Raw genomic sequence first — 19,125 nt, 5'->3', positions numbered from 1 at the left:
ATGGAATTTCTGATCGTCTTTTTGCCGTTGTTGGGCGCCATCATCGCGGGTTTCTTCGACAAGCGTATCGGTGACCGTGGTGCACAGCTTGTGACCTGCAGTTTTCTGGTGCTCGCTGCGCTGCTGTCCTGCATCACCTTTGCCTCTGTAGCCTTCGGCGACGAAAAGGTGCGTCTTGTCGAGCTCTTCACCTGGATTGACAGCGGGTCATTCGAGGCATCCTGGGCGCTGCGGATCGATACGCTTTCAGCTGTCATGCTCGTGGTGGTCACGGTCGTGTCCGCCATGGTCCATATCTACTCTGTTGGCTACATGAGCCATGACAAATCCAAGCCGCGTTTTTTCAGTTATCTCAGCCTCTTCACATTTTTCATGTTGATGCTGGTGACCGCCGATAATTTCGTGCAGATGTTCTTCGGTTGGGAAGGCGTGGGGCTCGCATCCTATCTGCTGATTGGTTTCTGGTACGAGCGTCCTAGCGCCAATGCCGCGGCAATAAAGGCTTTCTTGGTCAACCGGGTTGGTGATATCGGTTTTGCCCTGGGCATTGCCGGTGCCTTTTTGTTGCTCGGTACGGTCAATTTCGAACAGGCCTTTCAGATCGTCCCACAGTATGCCGACCATCAACTCGGTTTCCTGGGGTTTGAAGGCCATGCGCTCACAATCATATGCTTGTTGCTCTTCATCGGCGCCATGGGTAAATCCGCGCAACTTGGCCTACATACCTGGCTGCCCGATGCCATGGAGGGGCCGACACCCGTTTCAGCCCTGATCCATGCAGCGACCATGGTGACGGCAGGGGTCTTCATGCTGGTCCGGCTTTCGCCCATTTTCGAGTATGCGCCTGATGCGCTGACCGTCGTGACCATTGTCGGCGCCTGCACGGCCTTCTTTGCAGCCACTGTCGGCACGACGCAGAACGATATCAAGCGCGTGATCGCCTATTCGACCTGTTCGCAGCTTGGTTACATGTTCTTCGCGATTGGTGTGTCGGCTTATGGTGCGGCGATATTCCACCTGGCAACTCATGCTTTCTTCAAAGCATTACTTTTCTTGGGTGCTGGGTCGGTCATCCATGCGGTGTCCGACGAGCAGGATATGCGCAAGATGGGCGGTTTGTGGAAGACCATTCCCTATACCTATGGGTTGATGTGGATCGGCTCGTTGGCATTGGCCGGTATTCCGCCTTTCGCAGGTTTCTTCTCCAAGGACATGATCTTGGAGGCGGCTTACGCAGCGCATACCGGGGCAGGGCAGTTTGCTTTCTGGGCCGGCGTGATCGCCGCCTTCCTGACGGCGTTCTATTCCTGGCGCCTTCTGCTCATGACCTTCCACGGTAAGTTCCGCGGTGACGCTCATGTGTTTGAGCATGCCCATGAATCGCCAAAGGTGATGTTGATCCCATTGATGGTGCTGGCGAGCGGTGCCGTTTTGGTGGGTTACGTTGCCTATGACTGGTTCGTCGGAGATGGTCGTGAAGCATTCTGGGGTGCATCCATACTTGCGCTTGAAGATGTTATCGAAGAAGCGCACCACGTTCCGACCTGGGTCAAGATCTTGCCGCTGGTCGTCGCGGTTTCCGGTATTGCCACTGCTTATCTGGCCTACAGCGTAATGCCCGGCTTGCCTGCCCGGTTCGTTTCGGCAGCGCGCCCGCTTTACCTGTTCTTGCTCAACAAATGGTATTTCGACGAGCTATACGATTTTCTTTTCGTACGACCGGCGAGAGCTTTGGGCCGAGGACTGTGGCAGACAGGCGATGTTCTGTTGATCGATGGTTTGGGTCCCAACGGTGTTGCGAGCGTTGCTCGGGGTATCGCGCAACGCGTGGCCAAGGTTCAAAGCGGTTACGTCTATCACTATGCCTTTGCCATGCTGATCGGGGTGGTATTCCTGGTTAGCTGGTATCTCTTGACTCGGATTGGATGAGGCGAAAGTTATGCAAGGTTGGCCAATTCTTTCGCTAGTAACCTTCCTGCCGCTGGTAGGGGCTGCTTTCATCTTGTTTGTGCGGGGTGATGAAGAGGTTGTTGCGCGCAACGCCCGTTATGTCGCGCTCTGGACATCACTTATCACGTTTGCCTTGTCGCTCTTCCTCTGGTTCGATTTCGAACGAGGCACTGCCGAGTTTCAGTTTGTCGAACGCATTGAATGGTTGCCGACCTTTGGTATCGCCTACAAGGTTGGAGTCGACGGTATTTCGGTGCTCTTCGTGTTGTTGTCGACCCTGCTGACGCCGCTTTGCGTGTTGGCGAGTTGGGAATCGATCACAAAGCGCGTTAAGGAGTACATGATCGCCTTCTTGGTTCTGGAAACCATGATGGTGGGCATGTTCTGCGCACTCGACTTCATCACCTTCTACATTTTCTTTGAGGCCGTGCTGATTCCGATGTTCCTGATCATCGGTGTTTGGGGCGGTCAGCGCCGTGTGTACGCCGCCTTTAAGTTTTTTCTCTATACGCTGGCGGGTTCAGTGTTGATGCTGCTGGCAATTCTCGCGATTTATCTGGAAACCGGGACCACAGATATTCCAACCTTGCTGACAAGTCGCATTCCTTTCGACATGCAGATTTGGTTGTGGCTGGCCTTCTTCGCTTCCTTTGCCGTGAAAGTGCCGATGTGGCCGGTTCATACCTGGTTGCCGGACGCCCACGTGGAGGCACCGACGGCAGGCTCTGTCATTCTGGCAGGCGTGCTCTTGAAGATGGGTGCTTATGGGTTCCTGCGCTTTTCCTTGCCGATGTTGCCAGAGGCCAGCCAATTCTTCATGCCGTTGATCTTTACCCTTTCCATCGTCGCCGTGATTTACACATCACTGGTTGCCTTGGCACAGGAAGACATGAAAAAGCTGATTGCCTACTCGTCAGTCGCGCACATGGGTTTCGTGACGGTCGGCATTTTCGTGGTCAATCAACAGGGCCTTGAAGGCGCTATTTTCCAGATGCTTTCGCATGGTGTGGTCTCGGCGGCTCTCTTCCTCGTCGTCGGTGTCGTTTATGATCGTTTGCACACGCGCGAAGTTTCCCGCTACGGCGGTCTTGCTGAAACGATGCCGGCGTATGCACTAATTTTCATGGCCTTCATGCTTGGTTCCGTGGGGCTGCCTGGGACGTCTGGCTTTGTCGGCGAGTTCCTGGTCATCGTTGGTGCTTTCCAGCACAACACCTGGGTCGCACTGTTGACGGCAAGCGGCATGGTGCTGGGTGCGGCCTACATGCTCTATCTGTATCGCCGCGTTATCTTCGGCAAGTTGACCAAGGAGGATCTAAAGAGCCTCGCCGACCTAAGTTGGCGTGAGCAGGCAGTCTTTGCGCCACTTCTGGTCATCATGCTGTGGATGGGTGTCTATCCGGCGAGTTTCCTCGACATCATGTCGGCTTCGGTGGAAAACCTGATCTCTAATTACGAGCTGGCGCTGGCCGGGAGCGATGCGCCCCACCTAGCTGCCGTGTTCGGCCTAAACTGAGGGAAAGCGTAGCCTATGATTGCCGACCTCGAACTAACTCGCGCCCTTCCGGAATTGTTCCTGGCAGTTGCCTCAATGGGGCTATTGATGCTGGGCGTTTTCCACAAAAAGGGAACAGCAGAGACCACGCTCTGGCCATCCGTGGGCGTTCTCACTTTGGCTTTGTTGCTGTTGTGGTTTCAGCCGGAACCGGCGGGGCTGGCCTTCAACGGCCTGTTCGTGACCGATGGCTTTGCGACGTTTATGAAGTCCCTGGTGCTGATTGGCGCGATTGGCGCGATGTTCCTGTCACTTCGATACGTGGCGGAGCAGGGCATGGACCGCTTCGAGTTCCCAGTACTACTCGTCCTTTCCAGCCTTGGCATGCTGATGATGATTTCCGCCGGCAATTTAATGTCGCTCTATGTCGGTCTAGAGCTTCAATCGCTGGCGCTGTACGTGGTTGCCGCCTTTCGGCGCGACAGCCAGCGGTCGACCGAGGCGGGCTTGAAGTACTTTATTCTGGGCGCCCTTTCGTCGGCAATGCTGCTCTACGGCTGCTCTCTGGTGTATGGCTTTGCAGGCGCGACTGACTTCGTCGTGCTCGCCAATGTCTTTGAGGCGGCTGCCGCCTCTGGTGAAGCACCCTCGCTCGGCCTGATCATCGGTGTGGTCTTCGTCATGGCGGGTTTGGCTTTCAAAATTTCCGCCGTGCCTTTCCATATGTGGACACCTGACGTTTACGAAGGCGCGCCTACAGCGGTTACGGCTTTCTTTGCGACCGCGCCGAAGGTAGCGGCGATGGCACTGTTCGTGCGTGTCTTGGTTGGGCCTTTTGGCGATTTGATTGACCAGTGGCAGCAGATCGTAATTTTCATTTCCATTGCTTCGATGACTCTTGGCGCTTTTGCGGCGATACAGCAGACCAACATCAAGCGTCTGATGGCTTATTCCTCCATTGGACACATGGGCTACGCACTGGTGGGGCTTGCTGCGGGCAGCGAGCAGGGTGTCCAGGGGATCATGATCTATATGGCGATCTATCTGGTCATGAACCTGGGAACCTTCGCGGTGATTTTGTCTATGCGTCATCAAGGCCGCATGTTGGAGGGAATCGACGACTTACGGGGGCTTTCCAAGACCAATCCGATGGTGGCGCTGGCAATGGCGATTTTCATGTTTTCCATGGCTGGAATTCCGCCGCTGGCGGGCTTCTTCGGAAAGCTGTATGTCTTTATGGCCGCTATCAATGCTGAGCTTTACACACTCGCGGTGATTGGTGTTCTGGCATCAGTCGTAGGAGCCTTTTACTACCTTCGAATCATCAAGCTCATGTACTTTGATGAGCCTGTCGAAAGTCTAGATGAACCGCCGGGAAGGCCACTGGGACTGGTGTTGCTGGCGACTGCTGTGGCAATAGTCTTCTTCTTCGTTGTTCCGGGGCCGTTGGTTGAAAGCGCGGGTAGCGCAGCAGCTTCACTTTTTGCCGGCTGAGGAGAAAAAACCTATGAGCGACGCGCCTGAAACACCCAAGCTGGCGCCTGCGTTTCGCTTAGTTGCCCTGGAAAAGATTGGGAGCACGAACGAGGAAGCTCGGCGTCTTGCCGAGGAGGGCGCTGAAGAGGGCACATTGGTTTGGGCTCTTGAGCAGACTGCCGGGCGCGGGCGACAGGGTCGGAACTGGCAGAGCCCTCCTGGGAATCTGTATTTTTCAATTATCCTGAGACCGGACCGCCCGCTACGGGAGGCATCGCAACTTGGTTTTGCAGCCTCTCTCGCCATGGGCGATGCCATCGGTTCCGTAGCTCCACCACTGATCGAAATCACCTACAAATGGCCGAATGATATTCTGGCGAATGGTCGGAAGCTTGCGGGTATGTTGATGGAAGGCAAGGGCGATGCGGAGGGCTACCTGGAATGGATGGTTCTGGGGATGGGTGTGAACATCAGCTCTTTTCCGAAGGACACGGAATTTCCCGCAACCGGGCTGCGGTTCGAGGGTGCTGATTCCTCCCTGACCGAGGTGGTTTTGCTGGAACGCTTTACACGGCATTTCATGTCGTGGGTGAACCGCTGGCTAGATGACGGCTTTGCGCCTCTTAGGAAAACCTGGCTACTGCACGCGCATGGGTTGGGCCAGGATATTCGTGTGCGTTTACCAAATGAAGTCACCACCGGTCTGTTTGAAGACCTTGATGAAGAGGGTCGCCTGATCGTCCGAATGGCCGACAATAGTACGCGCCGAATCTCAGTGGGCGATGTTTTTTTCGGTTCCTCTGAGAACCCGGAAACCTCCGGTGAGGGAGTGCATGGCTGATGCTGTTGGCCATAGATTCAGGCAACACCAACGTCGGGTTCGCCATCTATGATGGTGATCGGCGTTGTGGATACTGGCGCGCGTCAAGCCAGGCAAATCGGACCGCTGATGAGTACGCCGTTTGGTTGACCCAGTTGATGCAGCTCGACGGGCTTGCCTCGCAAGATATTTCGGCCGCAATAATCGCCAATGTGGTGCCACCGGCGAACTATGCCCTGATCAGCCTTTGTCGCCGTTACTTTCGCGTCCAACCCCTGATGGTGGGACAGCCCGATGTGAAGATCGGTGTCCCGATCCGCGTTGATCGCCCCGAACAGGTTGGCGTAGACCGCCTGGTAAACTGCGTGGCTGCGCAGGAGCGTTACGGCGGACCCCTGATCGTGATTGATTTCGGCACTGCTACGACATTCGATATCGTTGGTCCAGACGGAGCCTATGAAGGGGGTGTCATAGCGCCCGGGATTAATTTGTCTATCGATGCCCTTTATCGGGCAGCCGCTCAACTACCCAGGATTGTTGTCGATAAGCCTGCGACCGTCATTGGCAAAGCGACGGTTCCAGCCATGAAATCGGGTGTTTTCTGGGGCTACATTGGTTTGATAGAAGGCCTTGTTGCCCGCATTCAAACGGAATACGGCCAACCAATGAAAGTAATCTCCACGGGCGGCCTGGCACCGCTGTTCTCGGAGGCGACAGACGCCATCGGCATGGTAGACGGCGACTTGACGCTTCGCGGGTTGCAGCTTATCCACGCGCTCAACAATAATTAAAGCATAAGATAAGAAATTAGGTGAATGTGGCTGATTTTCCAGAAAAAGAAGCGCTTTATTTCCTGCCATTAGGCGGCACTGGCGAGATTGGGATGAATCTCAATCTCTACGGCCATGATGGCGCATGGTTAATGGTCGATCTAGGCGTCACTTTTGGTGACGAACGGGTGCCGGGTGTGGACTTGGTCATGCCTGACCCGGCCTTCATCGAGGCCAGACGAAAGGATCTTGTAGGATTGATCCTGACCCATGCGCATGAGGATCATCTGGGGGCCGTGCCATATCTTTGGGATCGCCTGGGTTGCCCCGTCTACGCGACGGCCTTCACCGCATCACTCTTGCGCCGAAAGCTTGAGGAAGTCGGCTTGCTAGGTAAGGTGCCGATTCATGAGGTCGACCTTTCGGGGAGTTTTTCTGTTGGGCCCTTTGAGATCGAGTTGGTGACGTTAACCCACTCGATTCCTGAACCCAACGCTCTGATCATAAAGACGCCTATGGGAACGGTCCTCCATACGGGTGATTGGAAGCTCGATCCGGAACCTCTGCTTGGCGATAATTTCGACGAGGCGCGTTTACGACGCCTTGCCGACGAAGATGTGCTCGCGATGGTCTGTGATTCAACCAACGCGCTCGTCGAAGGGGAGTCCGGATCTGAATCGGGTGTCCAGCAAGGCTTGCTGCGGCTTATTAGTGGCCTTGATCAGCGTGTTGCGGTCGGTTGCTTTGCCTCCAATGTGGCCCGTTTGCATTCGCTCGGCCAAGTGGCCAGGAAGACCGGGCGTCGCGTTGCCCTGGTCGGCCGCTCTTTGCATAGAATGGTCGAAGCCGCACAGGAGACTGGCTATCTGCTTGATTTCCCGAACACTGTCGATGAGCGGGAAGTAGGGTATCTACCGCGCAGCGAGGTCATGCTGATCTGTACTGGAAGCCAGGGGGAAGCGCGCTCGGCGTTGGCCCGTATAGCCCGCAAAGAGCATGCGCATGTGAAGTTGGAGGCTGGGGACGCGGTAGTGTTCTCTTCTCGAATTATTCCCGGCAACGAGGTCAGCATCTTTTCGCTGCAAAACCTGTTGGCGTTGGACGGCGTCGAGGTCTACACCGACGACGATCATCCTATTCATGTGTCCGGGCATCCGGCACGCGAGGAGCTAACCCAGATGTATCACTGGGTTCGGCCCCGTATTGCCATACCGGTCCACGGTGAACCCAGGATGCTGCAAGAACACGCACAGTTGGCCCGGGAGTGCCAAGTTCCTGAAAGCATCATTTCGGCCAACGGCGACCTGATCCGGCTTGCCCCCGGACCCGCCGAGATCGTTTCACAGGTGCCGAGCGGCCGTTTAGCGTTGGACGGCCAAAAGGTGAGACCAATCGACAGCGAGGTTTTACGGAGCCGGGTGCGCATGCTCCATAATGGGTCCGCCGGCGTAACACTGGTAATAGACGAGGATGGTGAACTGCTCGCCGACCCTGTGATCTCCTGTCACGGGCTACTGGATGAAGAAGAGCAGGAAGCCAATATGGAGGATGTGGCTGATTACATTGAGCGGCAGATAGCAAGCCTGCGCAAATCCGAACGACGCGACGACGCAATCGTTACGGAAACGGCTCGCGTGGCTCTAAGACGTTCTTTTAAGCGGCTTACCGGAAGGAAACCTGTTACCCAGGTTCATGTCATCCGGCTGGAGTAATGCGATGAGGAAAGGGTTAGAATGATTGGACGATTGAACCATGTAGCGATTGCTGTCCCCGATCTGGATGCAGCCAGCCGTCAGTATCGACAGGTTCTTGGCGCCAAGGTGTCTGCCCCGCAGGACGAGCCTGACCACGGTGTTACTGTGGTATTTGTCGAGCTTCCAAACTCCAAGATCGAATTGCTTTATCCTTTGGGCGAAGAATCGCCGATCGCTGCCTTTCTGGAGCGCAACCCTTCGGGGGGCATGCACCATCTCTGTTACGAAGTTGATGATATCCTCGCGGCCAGGGATCGCTTGAAAGCGGAAGGCGCACGGGTCCTGGGTGATGGCGAGCCGAAGATCGGCGCGCACGGCAAGCCGGTGCTGTTTTTGCATCCCAAAGACTTCTGCGGCACGTTGGTCGAACTGGAGCAGGTGTGATTGGCACCTTAAGAGAAGGCAGCTTCGAACGATGACGACCGTCACCGCGATCGTGCTCTATTTTATAATCTGGTGGGTTGTACTTTTTGCAGTCCTCCCCTGGGGCGTCCATCGGGCAAAGAACCCGGAAGTAGGGCATGACCCCGGCGCCCCCGAGCGCCCCATGTTGGTGCGAAAAGTCGTGGCTACGTCCCTTATCACCTTGATCTTATGGGGTATCCTTTACTACCTGATCGACAACAACATCCTAGTTTTCAGAGACCTATAGGCTGGAAAGGCGCTGTTATGGGACAGCATTACTGCGATGTGGCGCCAGGGCATCCGGTTCATGGGCATTACCATGATTATGAATATGGGTTTCCGATCGATGATGAATTGCGACTGTTTGAGCGCTTGGTTCTGGAGATCGCCCAAGCCGGATTGAGCTGGGAATTGATTCTGAAGAAGCGCGAAGGATTTAGACGTCGCCTCGCAGGTTTCGATGTCGATAGAGTCGCAACCCTCAGTGAAGCAGAACAGGCGGCGTTCCTGGCTGACCCGGGTGTGGTTCGGAACCGCCTAAAGCTCAAGGCCTTTATGCATAATGCTAGATGCATTCAAGATCTGCGGGTCAGCCACGGCGGGTTTGCAGGGTGGATAGCGGCCCACCATCCCTTGCCAAAGGAAGAGTGGATCAAGCTGTTCCGCAAGACTTTCAAGTTCATGGGCCCGGAGATCGTTGGAGAATTCCTCATGTCGACCGGCGTTCTGCCGGGGGCCCATCAGGCGAAATGTCCCGTGCAGCGCCGCATACTGGATGCAAACCCCTTGTGGCATCAGGAGACTAAGTGAGACGAAAAGGAGCCCGGTGCAGCTGCTCCATACGGTTTCGCTGAATTAAAAACGGCAGGCTCCTTGAAGCCCGCCGTTTTCTATTATTCCTCCCCAAACCCGAGCCGTGCTTTTGTCGACCGGATGAAGTTTTTTTAATGCATCATCGGGCTAACGTCACGCAATATTTTGTCGTCAAACCTCGCTTTCACGTAATCACGTGTTTGAGGATGAATACAGCAGCGATGACATAAACTGCGATTGGGCAGCTCGCACCCTTCCCGCTGAGTAACTTCGCCGCGGCATAGGTGATGAATCCAAGACCGATTCCCTCGGCAATCGAGAAGGTGAGTGGCATGGCGAGCGCCGTCACCACTGCAGGCGCATATTCTGTTGCATCGTCCCAATCGATTTCAGCGATACCACGCGCCATCATGCAGGCAACAAACAGCAAGGCCGGCGCGGTTGCGTATCCCGGAACCGTTTGTGCCAGTGGTGCAAAAAAGAGCGCAAGTAGAAACAGGACCGCAACGACAACTGCGGTCAGGCCGGTCCGACCACCAGCCTTGATCCCGGAAGCGCTTTCAATATAGCTGGTCGTTGTGGAGGTGCCGAGCGCTGCACCGACAACCGAAGCGCCGGAATCCGCAAGCAAAGCTTTGTTCAAGCGGGGCAGGCGACCCTGTTCGTCGAGTAAGCCAGCACGATGGGCAAGACCCACCAGGGTTCCCGCCGTGTCAAAAATATCGACAAAGAGGAAGGCGAAGACGACCGACAGCATGCCAATCTGCAATGCGCCGGCGATATCCATCGCAAGGAAGGTCGGGCTTGGGTCGGGCGGCACATCCATGATGCCGACAAATTCTGATACGCCCAACAGGATGCCGATAATCGTTACGCCGAGAATACCAAGGAGAATTGCGCCTGGCACCCGCAGGGAATCGAGAGCGACCATGGCCACGAATCCAAGGATTGCCAGCACGGCGGGCAGGGCGGTGACATCGCCCAGCGTCACCAAGGTCGCAGGGTGATCGACGACGAGACCAGCGTTTTTCAGTGCAATGATGGCCAGGAAAAACCCGATACCCGCGGAGATCGCCATCTTTAGCGTCTTGGGAATCGAGTTTATGATCCACTCGCGCACCGGCAGGATCGACAAAATGATAAAGAGTATGCCCGACACGAAAACCGCACCCAAGGCGGCTTGCCACGTGTAGCCCATCCCCAGGACCACGCCGTAGGTAAAGAAGGCGTTGAGCCCCATTCCCGGCGCTAGGGCGACCGGATAGTTGGCCAAGAGGCCCATGGCTGCCGTGCCGAACGCGGCGGCTAGGCAGGTGGCGACGAAGACCGCGCCAAAATCCATCCCCGCATCAGACAGGATTGCCGGGTTAACGAAGGTGATGTACGCCATAGTCAAGAAAGTGGTCAGTCCCGCGAGAATTTCAGTGCGGACTGTGGTGTTGTGTTCCTTGAGTTTGAATAGGCTTTCCATTTGCGCCCCCATTTTAGTCATGCTGCCCAAGCGTGAAACCGAGGCGCCGCCCCCAAGCCGCTACTTCGGTAATAATATTCTCATACACGCTAGGGAGGGTCATTGGGAAGTGCATCTTCCCTGAGTGTTTTCGTGGACGACCCGCTGGGCTGGAAACACTCGCTGGACAGGACTGCTCGCTTTGCCTACCTTCCGCCGCAGCAAGGCCTGCGCTATAAGCGCGGAATAGATATGTCAAAGAAGGCTGATCCTTATGCGCCTATCGCGTTACTTCCTGCCCACGATGAAGGACACTCCCGCCGAGGCCCAGATCGTCTCGCATCGCTTGATGCTGCGCGCCGGTATGGTACGCCAAGCCAGTGCCGGAATTTATTCCTGGTTACCCATGGGATTCCGGGTTCTGCAAAAGATCGAACAGATCGTCCGCGAAGAGCAGGACCGGATGGGTGGCCAGGAAATGCTGATGCCGACCATTCAATCGGCGGATCTTTGGCGCCAGTCGGGTCGCTACGATGCCTACGGTCCTGAAATGCTTCGCATCACGGACCGGCACGAGCGGGAGATGCTCTACGGCCCGACAAACGAGGAATTGATCACCAACATCTTCCAGGCCGAAGCGCGCAGCTATCGGGACCTGCCGAAGCAGCTCTATCACATTCAATGGAAGTTTCGTGATGAGGTGCGGCCACGTTTTGGGGTCATGCGTGGGCGCGAATTCTTGATGAAGGATGCCTATAGTTTTGATCTGAATTATGACGGTGCTAAAGAGTCTTATAACAAATACTTCGTGTGTTACTTGAGGACGTTTGCGCGGCTGGGGCTAAAGGCAATTCCTATGGAAGCCGATACCGGCCCAATCGGCGGCAATCTCAGCCATGAATTCATCATTCTGGCAGATACCGGTGAGAGCGCTGTCTGGTGCCATAAGGATTTTGAGGACGCCGATGCTGCCAATCTGACAGTCAACTATGACGACCCTAAAGCTGTTCAGAGTGTCGTGGACCATTTCACAAGTCTTTATGCGCGCACGGATGAAAAGCACGATCAGGCGATGTTTGAATCGCAGGTGCCTGCCGATAAGCGGATAGAACGACGGGGTATTGAAGTCGGCCACATCTTCTATTTCGGCACCAAGTATTCTGATCCGTTCGGTGCCGTCGTTGCTGCTGCGGATGGCGGTGAGGTGCCCGTCCACATGGGGTCTTACGGTATTGGTGTATCGCGTTTGGTGGGCGCAATCATTGAAGCCAGCCATGACGATGCGGGGATCATCTGGCCGGAATGCGTAGCGCCTTACAAGGTCGGCCTGGTGAACCTGCGGGTGAATGACGACACCTGTGTCGTTGCTTGCGATCAGGCTTACGCAAAGCTTCAGGATGCCGGGGTCGAGGTGCTTTACGATGACCGGGATGTTCGACCCGGCGCAAAGTTCGCCGATCTGGACCTGATCGGGTTGCCTTGGCAGTTGGTTATCGGCCCGCGCGGGTTGGAAAAGGGCGTGGTCGAGCTTAAATCCAGGGCAACCGGTGAAAAGCAGGAAATGTCACTCGAATCAGCGCTCGCCAAGCTGAGCGCCTGAACCACTTGGGGTCATAGTGGCCCGTCGAACGCCTAGGGAGATACCCATGATCTTCGGTCTATTCGAGCGGATGGTTGCTTGGCGCTATCTCCGTTCGCGGCGACAGGAAGGTTTCGTCAATGTGATTGCTGGGTTCTCGCTGCTGGGAATCTGTCTCGGCGTGGCCACCTTGATCATCGTCATGTCCGTGATGAATGGTTTCCGTCAGGAGTTACTAGGTCGCATTCTCGGTGTGAACGGCCATCTGACGGTTTATTCAAGTGGTGGCACCATCAAAGACTTTGAGACGGCCGCCGACAAGGTTCGAGCTTTGGATTTCGTGATCCAAGCGACGCCTCAAGTACGTGGCCAGGCTATGGTCACGGCAGGCCAAGGTGCGTCCGGTGCCGTGGTGCGCGGTATCAGCCTGGAAGAGCTCCGTAATCGCAAAATCATAGCCGAAAACATTGTCGGTGGTTCGTTGGACGAGGTGGGTGAGAAGGATGGCCTTGTAATAGGCAGCCGCCTTGCACGCGCGTTCAATGTGGGGGCTGGTGGCAGCTTGAAGCTGGTATCACCCCAAGGAAACACGACGATGTTGGGTACGGTGCCGAGGATCAAGACATATCGCGTGGCGGCCGTCTTCGAAGTTGGCATGTACGAATATGACAGCAGTTTCATATACATGCCGCTGGAGGCCGCGCAGATTTTCTTTCAAGTGCCGGGCGCCGTCACTGATATCGAGGTTTTCGTAAAGGACGCGGATCGTATGTTCCTGGAGCGATCCAGGGTACGCGATGCCCTGGGGCCGACTTTCGTAACCCAGGATTGGCAGCAAACAAACTCTAGTTTCTTCAATGCCTTGCAGGTCGAACGTAATGTTATGTTCCTCATCCTTACGCTCATTATCGTGGTGGCCGCGTTCAACATTATTTCAGGCCAGATAATGTTAGTGAAGGACAAGGGGCGTGACATCGCAATATTGCGGACCATGGGCGCGTCGCGCGGCATGATCATGAGGATATTTCTCCTGAGCGGTGCCTCTATTGGTTTTGTAGGAACCTTCTTGGGGTTGGTTCTGGGGGTTGCTTTCGCCGACAACATCCAAACCATCCGCGAGTGGCTTGAAGGGTTGCTCGGCGCGACGGTGTTTGATGCTGAAATTTACTTCCTGTCTCAGCTACCGGCTGTGATTGACCCGATGGAAGTGGTTTCTGTCGTGGCCATGGCTTTGGGCCTGTCACTTCTGGCGACGCTCTATCCTTCCTGGCGCGCTGCGCGCCTCGATCCGGTGGAGGCGCTTCGTTATGAGTAACTCGGTGCTTTCGTTGACGGGGGTGCGCAAGGTTTTCAATCAGGGAGGCCGCAAGCTTGAAGTTTTGCGAGGCGCTGATCTGACTATCCAGCGTGGCGAGATGGTGGCCCTTGTCGGACCCTCAGGGGCCGGAAAATCGACGCTGCTGCAAATATGCGGCCTGCTTGAAGGCGCAGATGGCGGCGAAATATCAATTGACGGAAACCTTTCCTCGGGCCTGGGTGAGCGGCAGCGTACGGCGCTGAGGGGGCGAACCATCGGGTTCGTATATCAGTATCATCACCTGTTGCCTGAATTTTCTGCCTTGGAAAACATCGTGATCCCGCAGTTGATCGCTGACAAGCCGCGCGGCGTGGCCCGACAACGCGCCGAGGCGTTGTTGCGACAGGTGGGCCTGGAAGACCGTGCCGGGCATCGTCCCGGCCAGCTGTCAGGTGGCGAGCAGCAGCGTGTCGCCATGGCGCGCGCCCTGGCTAACGGTCCGGCCCTGCTTCTGGCTGACGAACCCACAGGCAATCTCGATCCAGGTACAGGGGACCGTGTTTTCGAGGTTCTAACCACTTTGGTTCGCGAAGAAGGTTTGGCGGCATTGATCGCCACCCATAATTACGATCTTGCCGCACGTATGGACCGCACGTTGTCTTTGCAGGATGGCCGAATCCTCGAGGGCTAGTTAATCTGAATGGGATCACCAGTAATCCACGTCGCGAACGCGCTGGGAGCGGTAAACATCGATGTCAGGTAGCGACTTCATTCACCTTCGTGTGCATTCGGCCTATTCGCTCTCCGAGGGGGCAATCAAGCTGAAGCCGTTGGTCGAACGTTGTCGCAAGGTGGGGATGCCCGCAGTCGGAGTCACCGATACGGGAAATCTTTTTGGCGCACTGGAATTCTCTCTGGCCGCAACGGCTGCGGGTATTCAACCGATCATCGGTTGTCAACTATGGGTGACACGCAGCGATTCGACGGTAACCACGGGCGCTAAAAGGCCAAATCCTGATCAACTGGTTCTGTTGGTTAAGGACGAGCAGGGTTATCGAAACCTGATGCGTCTTTCAAGCAGGGCCTATCTGGAAACAGACGCCGGTGAAACGCCGCAGGTTGATATCGAAGCCTTGGAGGAATGCGGCGCGGGTCTGATCGCTTTGACGGGCGGCGCCAAGGGGCCGGTCAACCGGCTATTGAATGAAGGACGAGGCGCGGAGGCTGAAGCCTACCTGCTTCGGCTGAAAACCATTTTCAATGACCGACTTTACATAGAGATACAGCGCCATGGCATCCAGGACGAGGTCGCGAGCGAGCCCGCGCTGTTGGATCTGGCCTACAGGCATGATCTCCCGCTCGTGGCGACAAATGATTGCTATTTTCTCGATGCACAGATTTACGAGGCGCACGACGCTTTGCTTTGCATAGCCGGTGGCGCTTATGTAACCCAGGAAGAACGGCGGCGGATGAATGCCGAGTATCGCTTCAAAAGTGCCGAGGAAATGCGGGCGCTGTTCGAAGACTTACCGGAAGCCGTCGACAATTCTGTAGTCGTTGCCCAGCGTTGCGCCTTTTTCCCGGAGACTATCAATCCGATTCTACCCGCCTTTCCAACGGCCGAAGGTCGCAGTGAGGCGGAAGAACTGCGGGCTCAGGCCGAGGCGGGCTTGCATAAGCGTCTGGAGGACCAGATTCTCACCGACGCTATGTCTCAGGTAGAGAAGCAGGAGGCCGAGGCACGCTACCGAGCGCGTCTTGATTTCGAACTCGACGTTATCGGACAAATGGGATTCCCCGGTTACTTCCTGATCGTCGCCGATTTTATCCAGTGGGCGAAGGGGCAGGGTATACCCGTTGGGCCGGGCCGTGGTTCGGGAGCCGGATCGCTCGTCGCCTATGCGCTAACCATTACGGATTTGGATCCGCTACGCTGGAACCTGCTTTTCGAACGTTTCTTGAATCCCGAACGCGTCTCCATGCCTGACTTTGATATCGACTTCTGCCAGGACCGGCGGGACGAGGTGATACGCTATGTGCAGAAGAAGTACGGGTATGACACCGTCGCCCAGATCATTACCTTCGGAAAATTGCAGGCGCGGGCGGTGTTGCGGGATGTTGGTCGCGTATTGCAAATGCCTTATCCACAAGTTGATCGTATCTGCAAGATGGTGCCGAACAATCCAGCCAATCCTGTGACGCTCGCTCAGGCGGTGGACGGCGAACCTCAGTTGCAGGTCTGGCGCGATAGCGACGAACAGGTTGCCAAGCTTATCGATATTGGGTTGAAGCTGGAGGGATTGTACCGTCACGCCTCGACGCATGCCGCCGGTGTCGTGATCGGCGACCGACCGCTAACGGAGTTGGTGCCGCTCTACCGTGATCCACGCTCGGATATGCCGGTTACGCAGTTCAACATGAAGTATGTCGAACAGGCCGGTTTGGTGAAGTTCGACTTTCTTGGCCTGAAGACGCTGACGGTCCTCTCGCGTGCGTGCCAGTTGTTGGAAGAGCGCGGTGTTACCATTGACCTGAGCAAAATTCCGCTTGATGACAGCGGGACGTTTGAAATGTTGGGCAGAGGCGACACGGTAGGTGTCTTCCAGCTTGAATCTTCGGGAATGCGCGATGTCCTAAAGCGCCTGAAAGCCGACCGCTTCGAGGATATCATCGCTGTGGTCGCACTTTATCGGCCTGGGCCGATGGACAATATTCCGCACTACATTGCCCGTAAGCACGGTCAGGAGAAGCCGGATTATCTGCATCCCTCGTTGGAGGGAATCCTGAAGGAGACCTTCGGGATCATGATTTATCAGGAACAGGTGATGCAGATCGCACAGGAACTTGCGGGCTACTCGCTGGGATCGGCGGATATGCTGCGGCGGGCCATGGGCAAGAAGATCCAGGCGGAGATGGATGCGCAACGGGAGTTCTTCGTCAAAGGGGCGAAGGAAAAGAATGTCGACGAGAAGAAAGCCAGCGATATTTTCGATCTGGTCGCAAAATTTGCTGGCTACGGTTTCAACAAGAGCCACGCAGCGGCTTATGCACTCGTCGCCTATCAAACAGCCTACCTGAAAGCAAACTACCCAGTTGAATTTCTCGCCGCGTCAATGACTTACGACATGAGCAATACCGACAAGCTGGCGATTTTCAGACAGGAGCTGGATCGCCAGGGAATTCCTTTTTTGCCGCCGGACATCAACCGATCCCGTCCTGATTTCGCGGTTGAAGACCGCAAGGAAGGTGACCCGCGTAGCGGCGCCATCCGCTATGCATTGGCGGCTATTAAGAATGTCGGTGGTTCGGCAATGGCCGGCCTCGTCCAGGCGAGGGAAACCGGGGGCCCATTCAAGGACATAACTGATTTTGCGGAACGTCTGGACAACCATTTTATCAACAAGCGAGCGGTCGAGAATCTCGCCTGTGCAGGCGCTTTTGATGGTCTTGAGGCGAATCGAAGACGGGTTTATCAAGGCGCGGAAACCATCGTCCGTCACGCAGCCGCGGCGACCAGCGAACGGGCTAGCAGTCAGGAGAGCCTCTTCGACGGCGATCAGCAGATCGCGGGGATCAAGCTTCCAGCGGTTGATGATTGGCCGGCGATGGAGCGATTAGCCTCTGAGTTCAATGCCCTGGGGTTCTATCTTTCGGCTCATCCTCTGGATTCCTACAACCTGGAGCGCCTGCGAGTCGTTTCCTCTGGTCAGTTGCAAGCGGTTTCCCGCCTGGAGCCGGGCCGGAAGCGTTTGGCTGGTATAGTCGTGGGGAAGCGCGAGTTGAACAACCGCAAGGGCCAACGTATGGCCTTTGTGCAGTTTTCTGATTTGGCCGGGGTGTTCGAGGTAACACTCTTTTCCGAAGTGCTTGCCCAAGCGCGCGACCTGCTTGATCAGAACTTACCATTGCTCATAACGGCCAATGTGGAAACGCGCGGTGACGACGAGCCGCGCATCACCGCCCACGAGATTGAACTGCTTGATCAGGCGATGTCAAAATCCGCCGCCGGCTTGCGCGTCTATCTACGAGACGACAAAGCCCTGACGTCCCTGCATAGTGTGCTTAGTAGAGAGGGGCGGGGTCGTAGTGAAGTCTCGCTGGTTCTCACGCTTGGCGATGGTCGGGAAGTTGAAATGGGCCTGCCCGGTGGCTTCAGCCTCTCGGCTGAAGGGCGTCAGGCCATCAAGGCCATACCGAATATCGAAGTACAGGATCTTTAGCAGCAGTTGAGAGCCGCCCTAGGCTTAGGCAAGCTTCTACGGCTCTTTTCCCTTGCATTTGCGCACCCAATAGGTATTTTCCGCGGCATTAAGGAATACGCACGCGGGTAATGCGGTGCGCCGGGGAGAAATCCCGGTGTTTCGCTCCGGTGTCCGGGATGTCCCGGATAATCCCCCCGCGGAGGCATAACCGGAAAAGAGGTACGACATGGCGCTTCCTAGCTTTACCATGCGTCAGCTGCTTGAGGCTGGCGTTCACTTCGGCCACACCACCCGCCGTTGGAATCCGAAGATGGCTCCCTTCATTTTTGGGGAACGTAACGGCGTTCACATCATCGATCTTGGTCAGACGGTTCCGTTGTTGCACCGCGCACTTGAGTTTGTCCACGGCGTTGTCGCGGGCGGCGGTCGCGTGCTTTTCGTAGGCACCAAGCGTCAGGCGAGCGACAAAGTCGCGGAGGCCGCCAAACGTAGCGGTCAGTACTACGTCAATCATCGCTGGCTGGGCGGTATGCTCACCAATTGGAAGACCATCTCCCATTCCATTAAGCGCCTCAAAGAACTTGAGGAGAAGCTTGGTGAAGGGAACATTGGCCTGACCAAGAAAGAGCTCCTTAACCTGACGCGTGAGCGCGACAAGCTGGAGCGCGCGCTTGGCGGAATCAAGGACATGGGTGGTTTGCCGGATGTGATCTTTGTGATCGACACGAACAAAGAACATTTGGCGATTGAGGAAGCCAACCGTTTGAACATCCCCGTGGTTGGCGTACTCGATTCAAACTCCGATCCGGCCGGAATTACTTTCCCCATTCCCGGCAACGACGATGCTCTGCGTGCGATCGCCAGTTACTGTGACTTGCTTGCCGATACCGTTCTGGATGGTATCCAGGCCGAACTTTCTGCCAGTGGGACTGACGTTGGCGCCGCTGAAGTGGCGCCTGCGGAAAAGCTGGAGGAAGCCGCGCCTGCCGAGGAAGCTGCTCCGGTTGAAGCTGCTGCACCTGCCGAAGAGGCGGTTGCTGAAGAAGCTTCTACCGAAGAGAAATCAAAGAGCGAGAAAGAAAGCGCTTAAGAGATCAACCTCTTATAGTGGCAT

The 19,125-nt window shown here is 55.9% G+C and carries 15 protein-coding genes; 14 read left to right on the top strand and 1 reads right to left on the bottom strand.

Annotated features, from left to right (window positions below; all coding sequences use genetic code 11):
• From nuoL to ABIE63_RS15830, 9 genes are read left to right on the top strand one after another with little or no spacing between them, the layout of a single operon-like run.
• Nucleotides 1–1,929, top strand: coding sequence for an NADH-quinone oxidoreductase subunit L (nuoL, locus tag ABIE63_RS15870; protein ID WP_354505890.1), 1,929 nt, complete (start codon nucleotides 1–3; stop codon nucleotides 1,927–1,929).
• Between the two features lie 10 nt (nucleotides 1,930–1,939).
• Complete coding sequence (locus tag ABIE63_RS15865) at nucleotides 1,940–3,466, top strand: NADH-quinone oxidoreductase subunit M (RefSeq protein ID WP_354505887.1); 1,527 nt, start codon at nucleotides 1,940–1,942, stop codon at nucleotides 3,464–3,466.
• A gap of 15 nt (nucleotides 3,467–3,481) precedes the next feature.
• Nucleotides 3,482–4,939 (top strand): NADH-quinone oxidoreductase subunit NuoN, encoded by a 1,458-nt coding sequence (gene nuoN / locus ABIE63_RS15860; RefSeq protein ID WP_354505884.1) that lies wholly within the window; start codon nucleotides 3,482–3,484, stop codon nucleotides 4,937–4,939.
• 13 nt (nucleotides 4,940–4,952) lie between these two features.
• Complete coding sequence (locus ABIE63_RS15855; protein ID WP_354505881.1) at nucleotides 4,953–5,762, top strand: biotin--[acetyl-CoA-carboxylase] ligase; 810 nt, start codon at nucleotides 4,953–4,955, stop codon at nucleotides 5,760–5,762.
• Nucleotides 5,762–6,532 carry a type III pantothenate kinase gene (locus ABIE63_RS15850; protein ID WP_354505878.1) on the top strand — a complete coding sequence of 257 codons (771 nt, stop codon included), beginning with the start codon at nucleotides 5,762–5,764 and terminating at the stop codon, nucleotides 6,530–6,532. Before ABIE63_RS15855 ends, ABIE63_RS15850 begins: the two co-directional genes overlap by 1 nt.
• Before the next feature lie 26 nt (nucleotides 6,533–6,558).
• Entirely contained in the window at nucleotides 6,559–8,223 is a 1,665-nt protein-coding gene (locus tag ABIE63_RS15845) for a ribonuclease J (protein ID WP_354505876.1), read from the top strand.
• Between the two features lie 21 nt (nucleotides 8,224–8,244).
• Nucleotides 8,245–8,649, top strand: coding sequence for a methylmalonyl-CoA epimerase (mce, locus tag ABIE63_RS15840; RefSeq protein WP_354505873.1), 405 nt, complete (start codon nucleotides 8,245–8,247; stop codon nucleotides 8,647–8,649).
• Nucleotides 8,650–8,680: 31 nt separating this feature from the next.
• Complete coding sequence (locus ABIE63_RS15835) at nucleotides 8,681–8,917, top strand: DUF1467 family protein (RefSeq protein WP_183416684.1); 237 nt, start codon at nucleotides 8,681–8,683, stop codon at nucleotides 8,915–8,917.
• Nucleotides 8,918–8,934: 17 nt separating this feature from the next.
• Nucleotides 8,935–9,480, top strand: a complete 546-nt coding sequence (locus tag ABIE63_RS15830) for a DNA-3-methyladenine glycosylase I (RefSeq protein WP_354505870.1) — start codon at nucleotides 8,935–8,937, stop codon at nucleotides 9,478–9,480.
• A gap of 187 nt (nucleotides 9,481–9,667) precedes the next feature.
• Here the strand turns inward: ABIE63_RS15830 and ABIE63_RS15825 are convergent, their stop codons facing one another.
• The gene (locus ABIE63_RS15825) at nucleotides 9,668–10,954 is read right to left on the bottom strand and encodes an NCS2 family permease (RefSeq protein WP_246377707.1); all 1,287 of its coding nucleotides are present in this window, start codon (nucleotides 10,952–10,954) and stop codon (nucleotides 9,668–9,670) included.
• Between the two features lie 253 nt (nucleotides 10,955–11,207).
• Between ABIE63_RS15825 and proS the strand changes: the two genes are divergently transcribed.
• The 5 genes from proS (at nucleotide 11,208) to rpsB (ending at nucleotide 19,101) form a co-directional block, all read left to right on the top strand.
• Nucleotides 11,208–12,533 (top strand): proline--tRNA ligase, encoded by a 1,326-nt coding sequence (gene proS, locus ABIE63_RS15820; protein WP_354505868.1) that lies wholly within the window; start codon nucleotides 11,208–11,210, stop codon nucleotides 12,531–12,533.
• A gap of 46 nt (nucleotides 12,534–12,579) precedes the next feature.
• Nucleotides 12,580–13,827, top strand: coding sequence for a lipoprotein-releasing ABC transporter permease subunit (locus ABIE63_RS15815; protein WP_183416687.1), 1,248 nt, complete (start codon nucleotides 12,580–12,582; stop codon nucleotides 13,825–13,827).
• Entirely contained in the window at nucleotides 13,820–14,500 is a 681-nt protein-coding gene (locus tag ABIE63_RS15810; RefSeq protein ID WP_354505864.1) for an ABC transporter ATP-binding protein, read from the top strand. The genes ABIE63_RS15815 and ABIE63_RS15810 overlap by 8 nt, the downstream gene beginning before the upstream one ends.
• Nucleotides 14,501–14,561: 61 nt before the next feature.
• Complete coding sequence (dnaE, locus tag ABIE63_RS15805) at nucleotides 14,562–18,029, top strand: DNA polymerase III subunit alpha (RefSeq protein WP_354505861.1); 3,468 nt, start codon at nucleotides 14,562–14,564, stop codon at nucleotides 18,027–18,029.
• Nucleotides 18,030–18,237: 208 nt separating this feature from the next.
• Nucleotides 18,238–19,101, top strand: coding sequence for a 30S ribosomal protein S2 (gene rpsB / locus ABIE63_RS15800; protein ID WP_183416690.1), 864 nt, complete (start codon nucleotides 18,238–18,240; stop codon nucleotides 19,099–19,101).
• The last annotated feature ends 24 nt before the right edge of the window (nucleotides 19,102–19,125 follow it).

It is taken from the genome of Limibacillus sp. MBR-115 (assembly GCF_040549425.1).
Taxonomy (GTDB): Bacteria; Pseudomonadota; Alphaproteobacteria; order Kiloniellales; family CECT-8803; genus Limibacillus; species Limibacillus halophilus.
Note: the sequence above shows the minus strand (reverse complement) of the source record. Positions and strands in the feature narration are given on the sequence as shown.

Excerpts from the sequence above, each read along its gene's own strand:
- ABIE63_RS15855 (WP_354505881.1), top strand. The coding sequence starts at position 4,953 with ATGAGCGACGCGCCTGAAACACCCAAGCTGGCGCCTGCGTTTCGCTTA.
- ABIE63_RS15815 (WP_183416687.1), top strand. The coding sequence starts at position 12,580 with ATGATCTTCGGTCTATTCGAGCGGATGGTTGCTTGGCGCTATCTCCGT.
- nuoL (WP_354505890.1), top strand. The coding sequence starts at position 1 with ATGGAATTTCTGATCGTCTTTTTGCCGTTGTTGGGCGCCATCATCGCG.
- ABIE63_RS15810 (WP_354505864.1), top strand. The coding sequence starts at position 13,820 with ATGAGTAACTCGGTGCTTTCGTTGACGGGGGTGCGCAAGGTTTTCAAT.
- mce (WP_354505873.1), top strand. The coding sequence starts at position 8,245 with ATGATTGGACGATTGAACCATGTAGCGATTGCTGTCCCCGATCTGGAT.
- rpsB (WP_183416690.1), top strand. The coding sequence starts at position 18,238 with ATGGCGCTTCCTAGCTTTACCATGCGTCAGCTGCTTGAGGCTGGCGTT.
- proS (WP_354505868.1), top strand. The coding sequence starts at position 11,208 with ATGCGCCTATCGCGTTACTTCCTGCCCACGATGAAGGACACTCCCGCC.
- dnaE (WP_354505861.1), top strand. The coding sequence starts at position 14,562 with ATGTCAGGTAGCGACTTCATTCACCTTCGTGTGCATTCGGCCTATTCG.
- ABIE63_RS15825 (WP_246377707.1), bottom strand. The coding sequence starts at position 10,954 with ATGGAAAGCCTATTCAAACTCAAGGAACACAACACCACAGTCCGCACT.
- nuoN (WP_354505884.1), top strand. The coding sequence starts at position 3,482 with ATGATTGCCGACCTCGAACTAACTCGCGCCCTTCCGGAATTGTTCCTG.
- ABIE63_RS15835 (WP_183416684.1), top strand. The coding sequence starts at position 8,681 with ATGACGACCGTCACCGCGATCGTGCTCTATTTTATAATCTGGTGGGTT.
- ABIE63_RS15830 (WP_354505870.1), top strand. The coding sequence starts at position 8,935 with ATGGGACAGCATTACTGCGATGTGGCGCCAGGGCATCCGGTTCATGGG.
- ABIE63_RS15850 (WP_354505878.1), top strand. The coding sequence starts at position 5,762 with ATGCTGTTGGCCATAGATTCAGGCAACACCAACGTCGGGTTCGCCATC.
- ABIE63_RS15865 (WP_354505887.1), top strand. The coding sequence starts at position 1,940 with ATGCAAGGTTGGCCAATTCTTTCGCTAGTAACCTTCCTGCCGCTGGTA.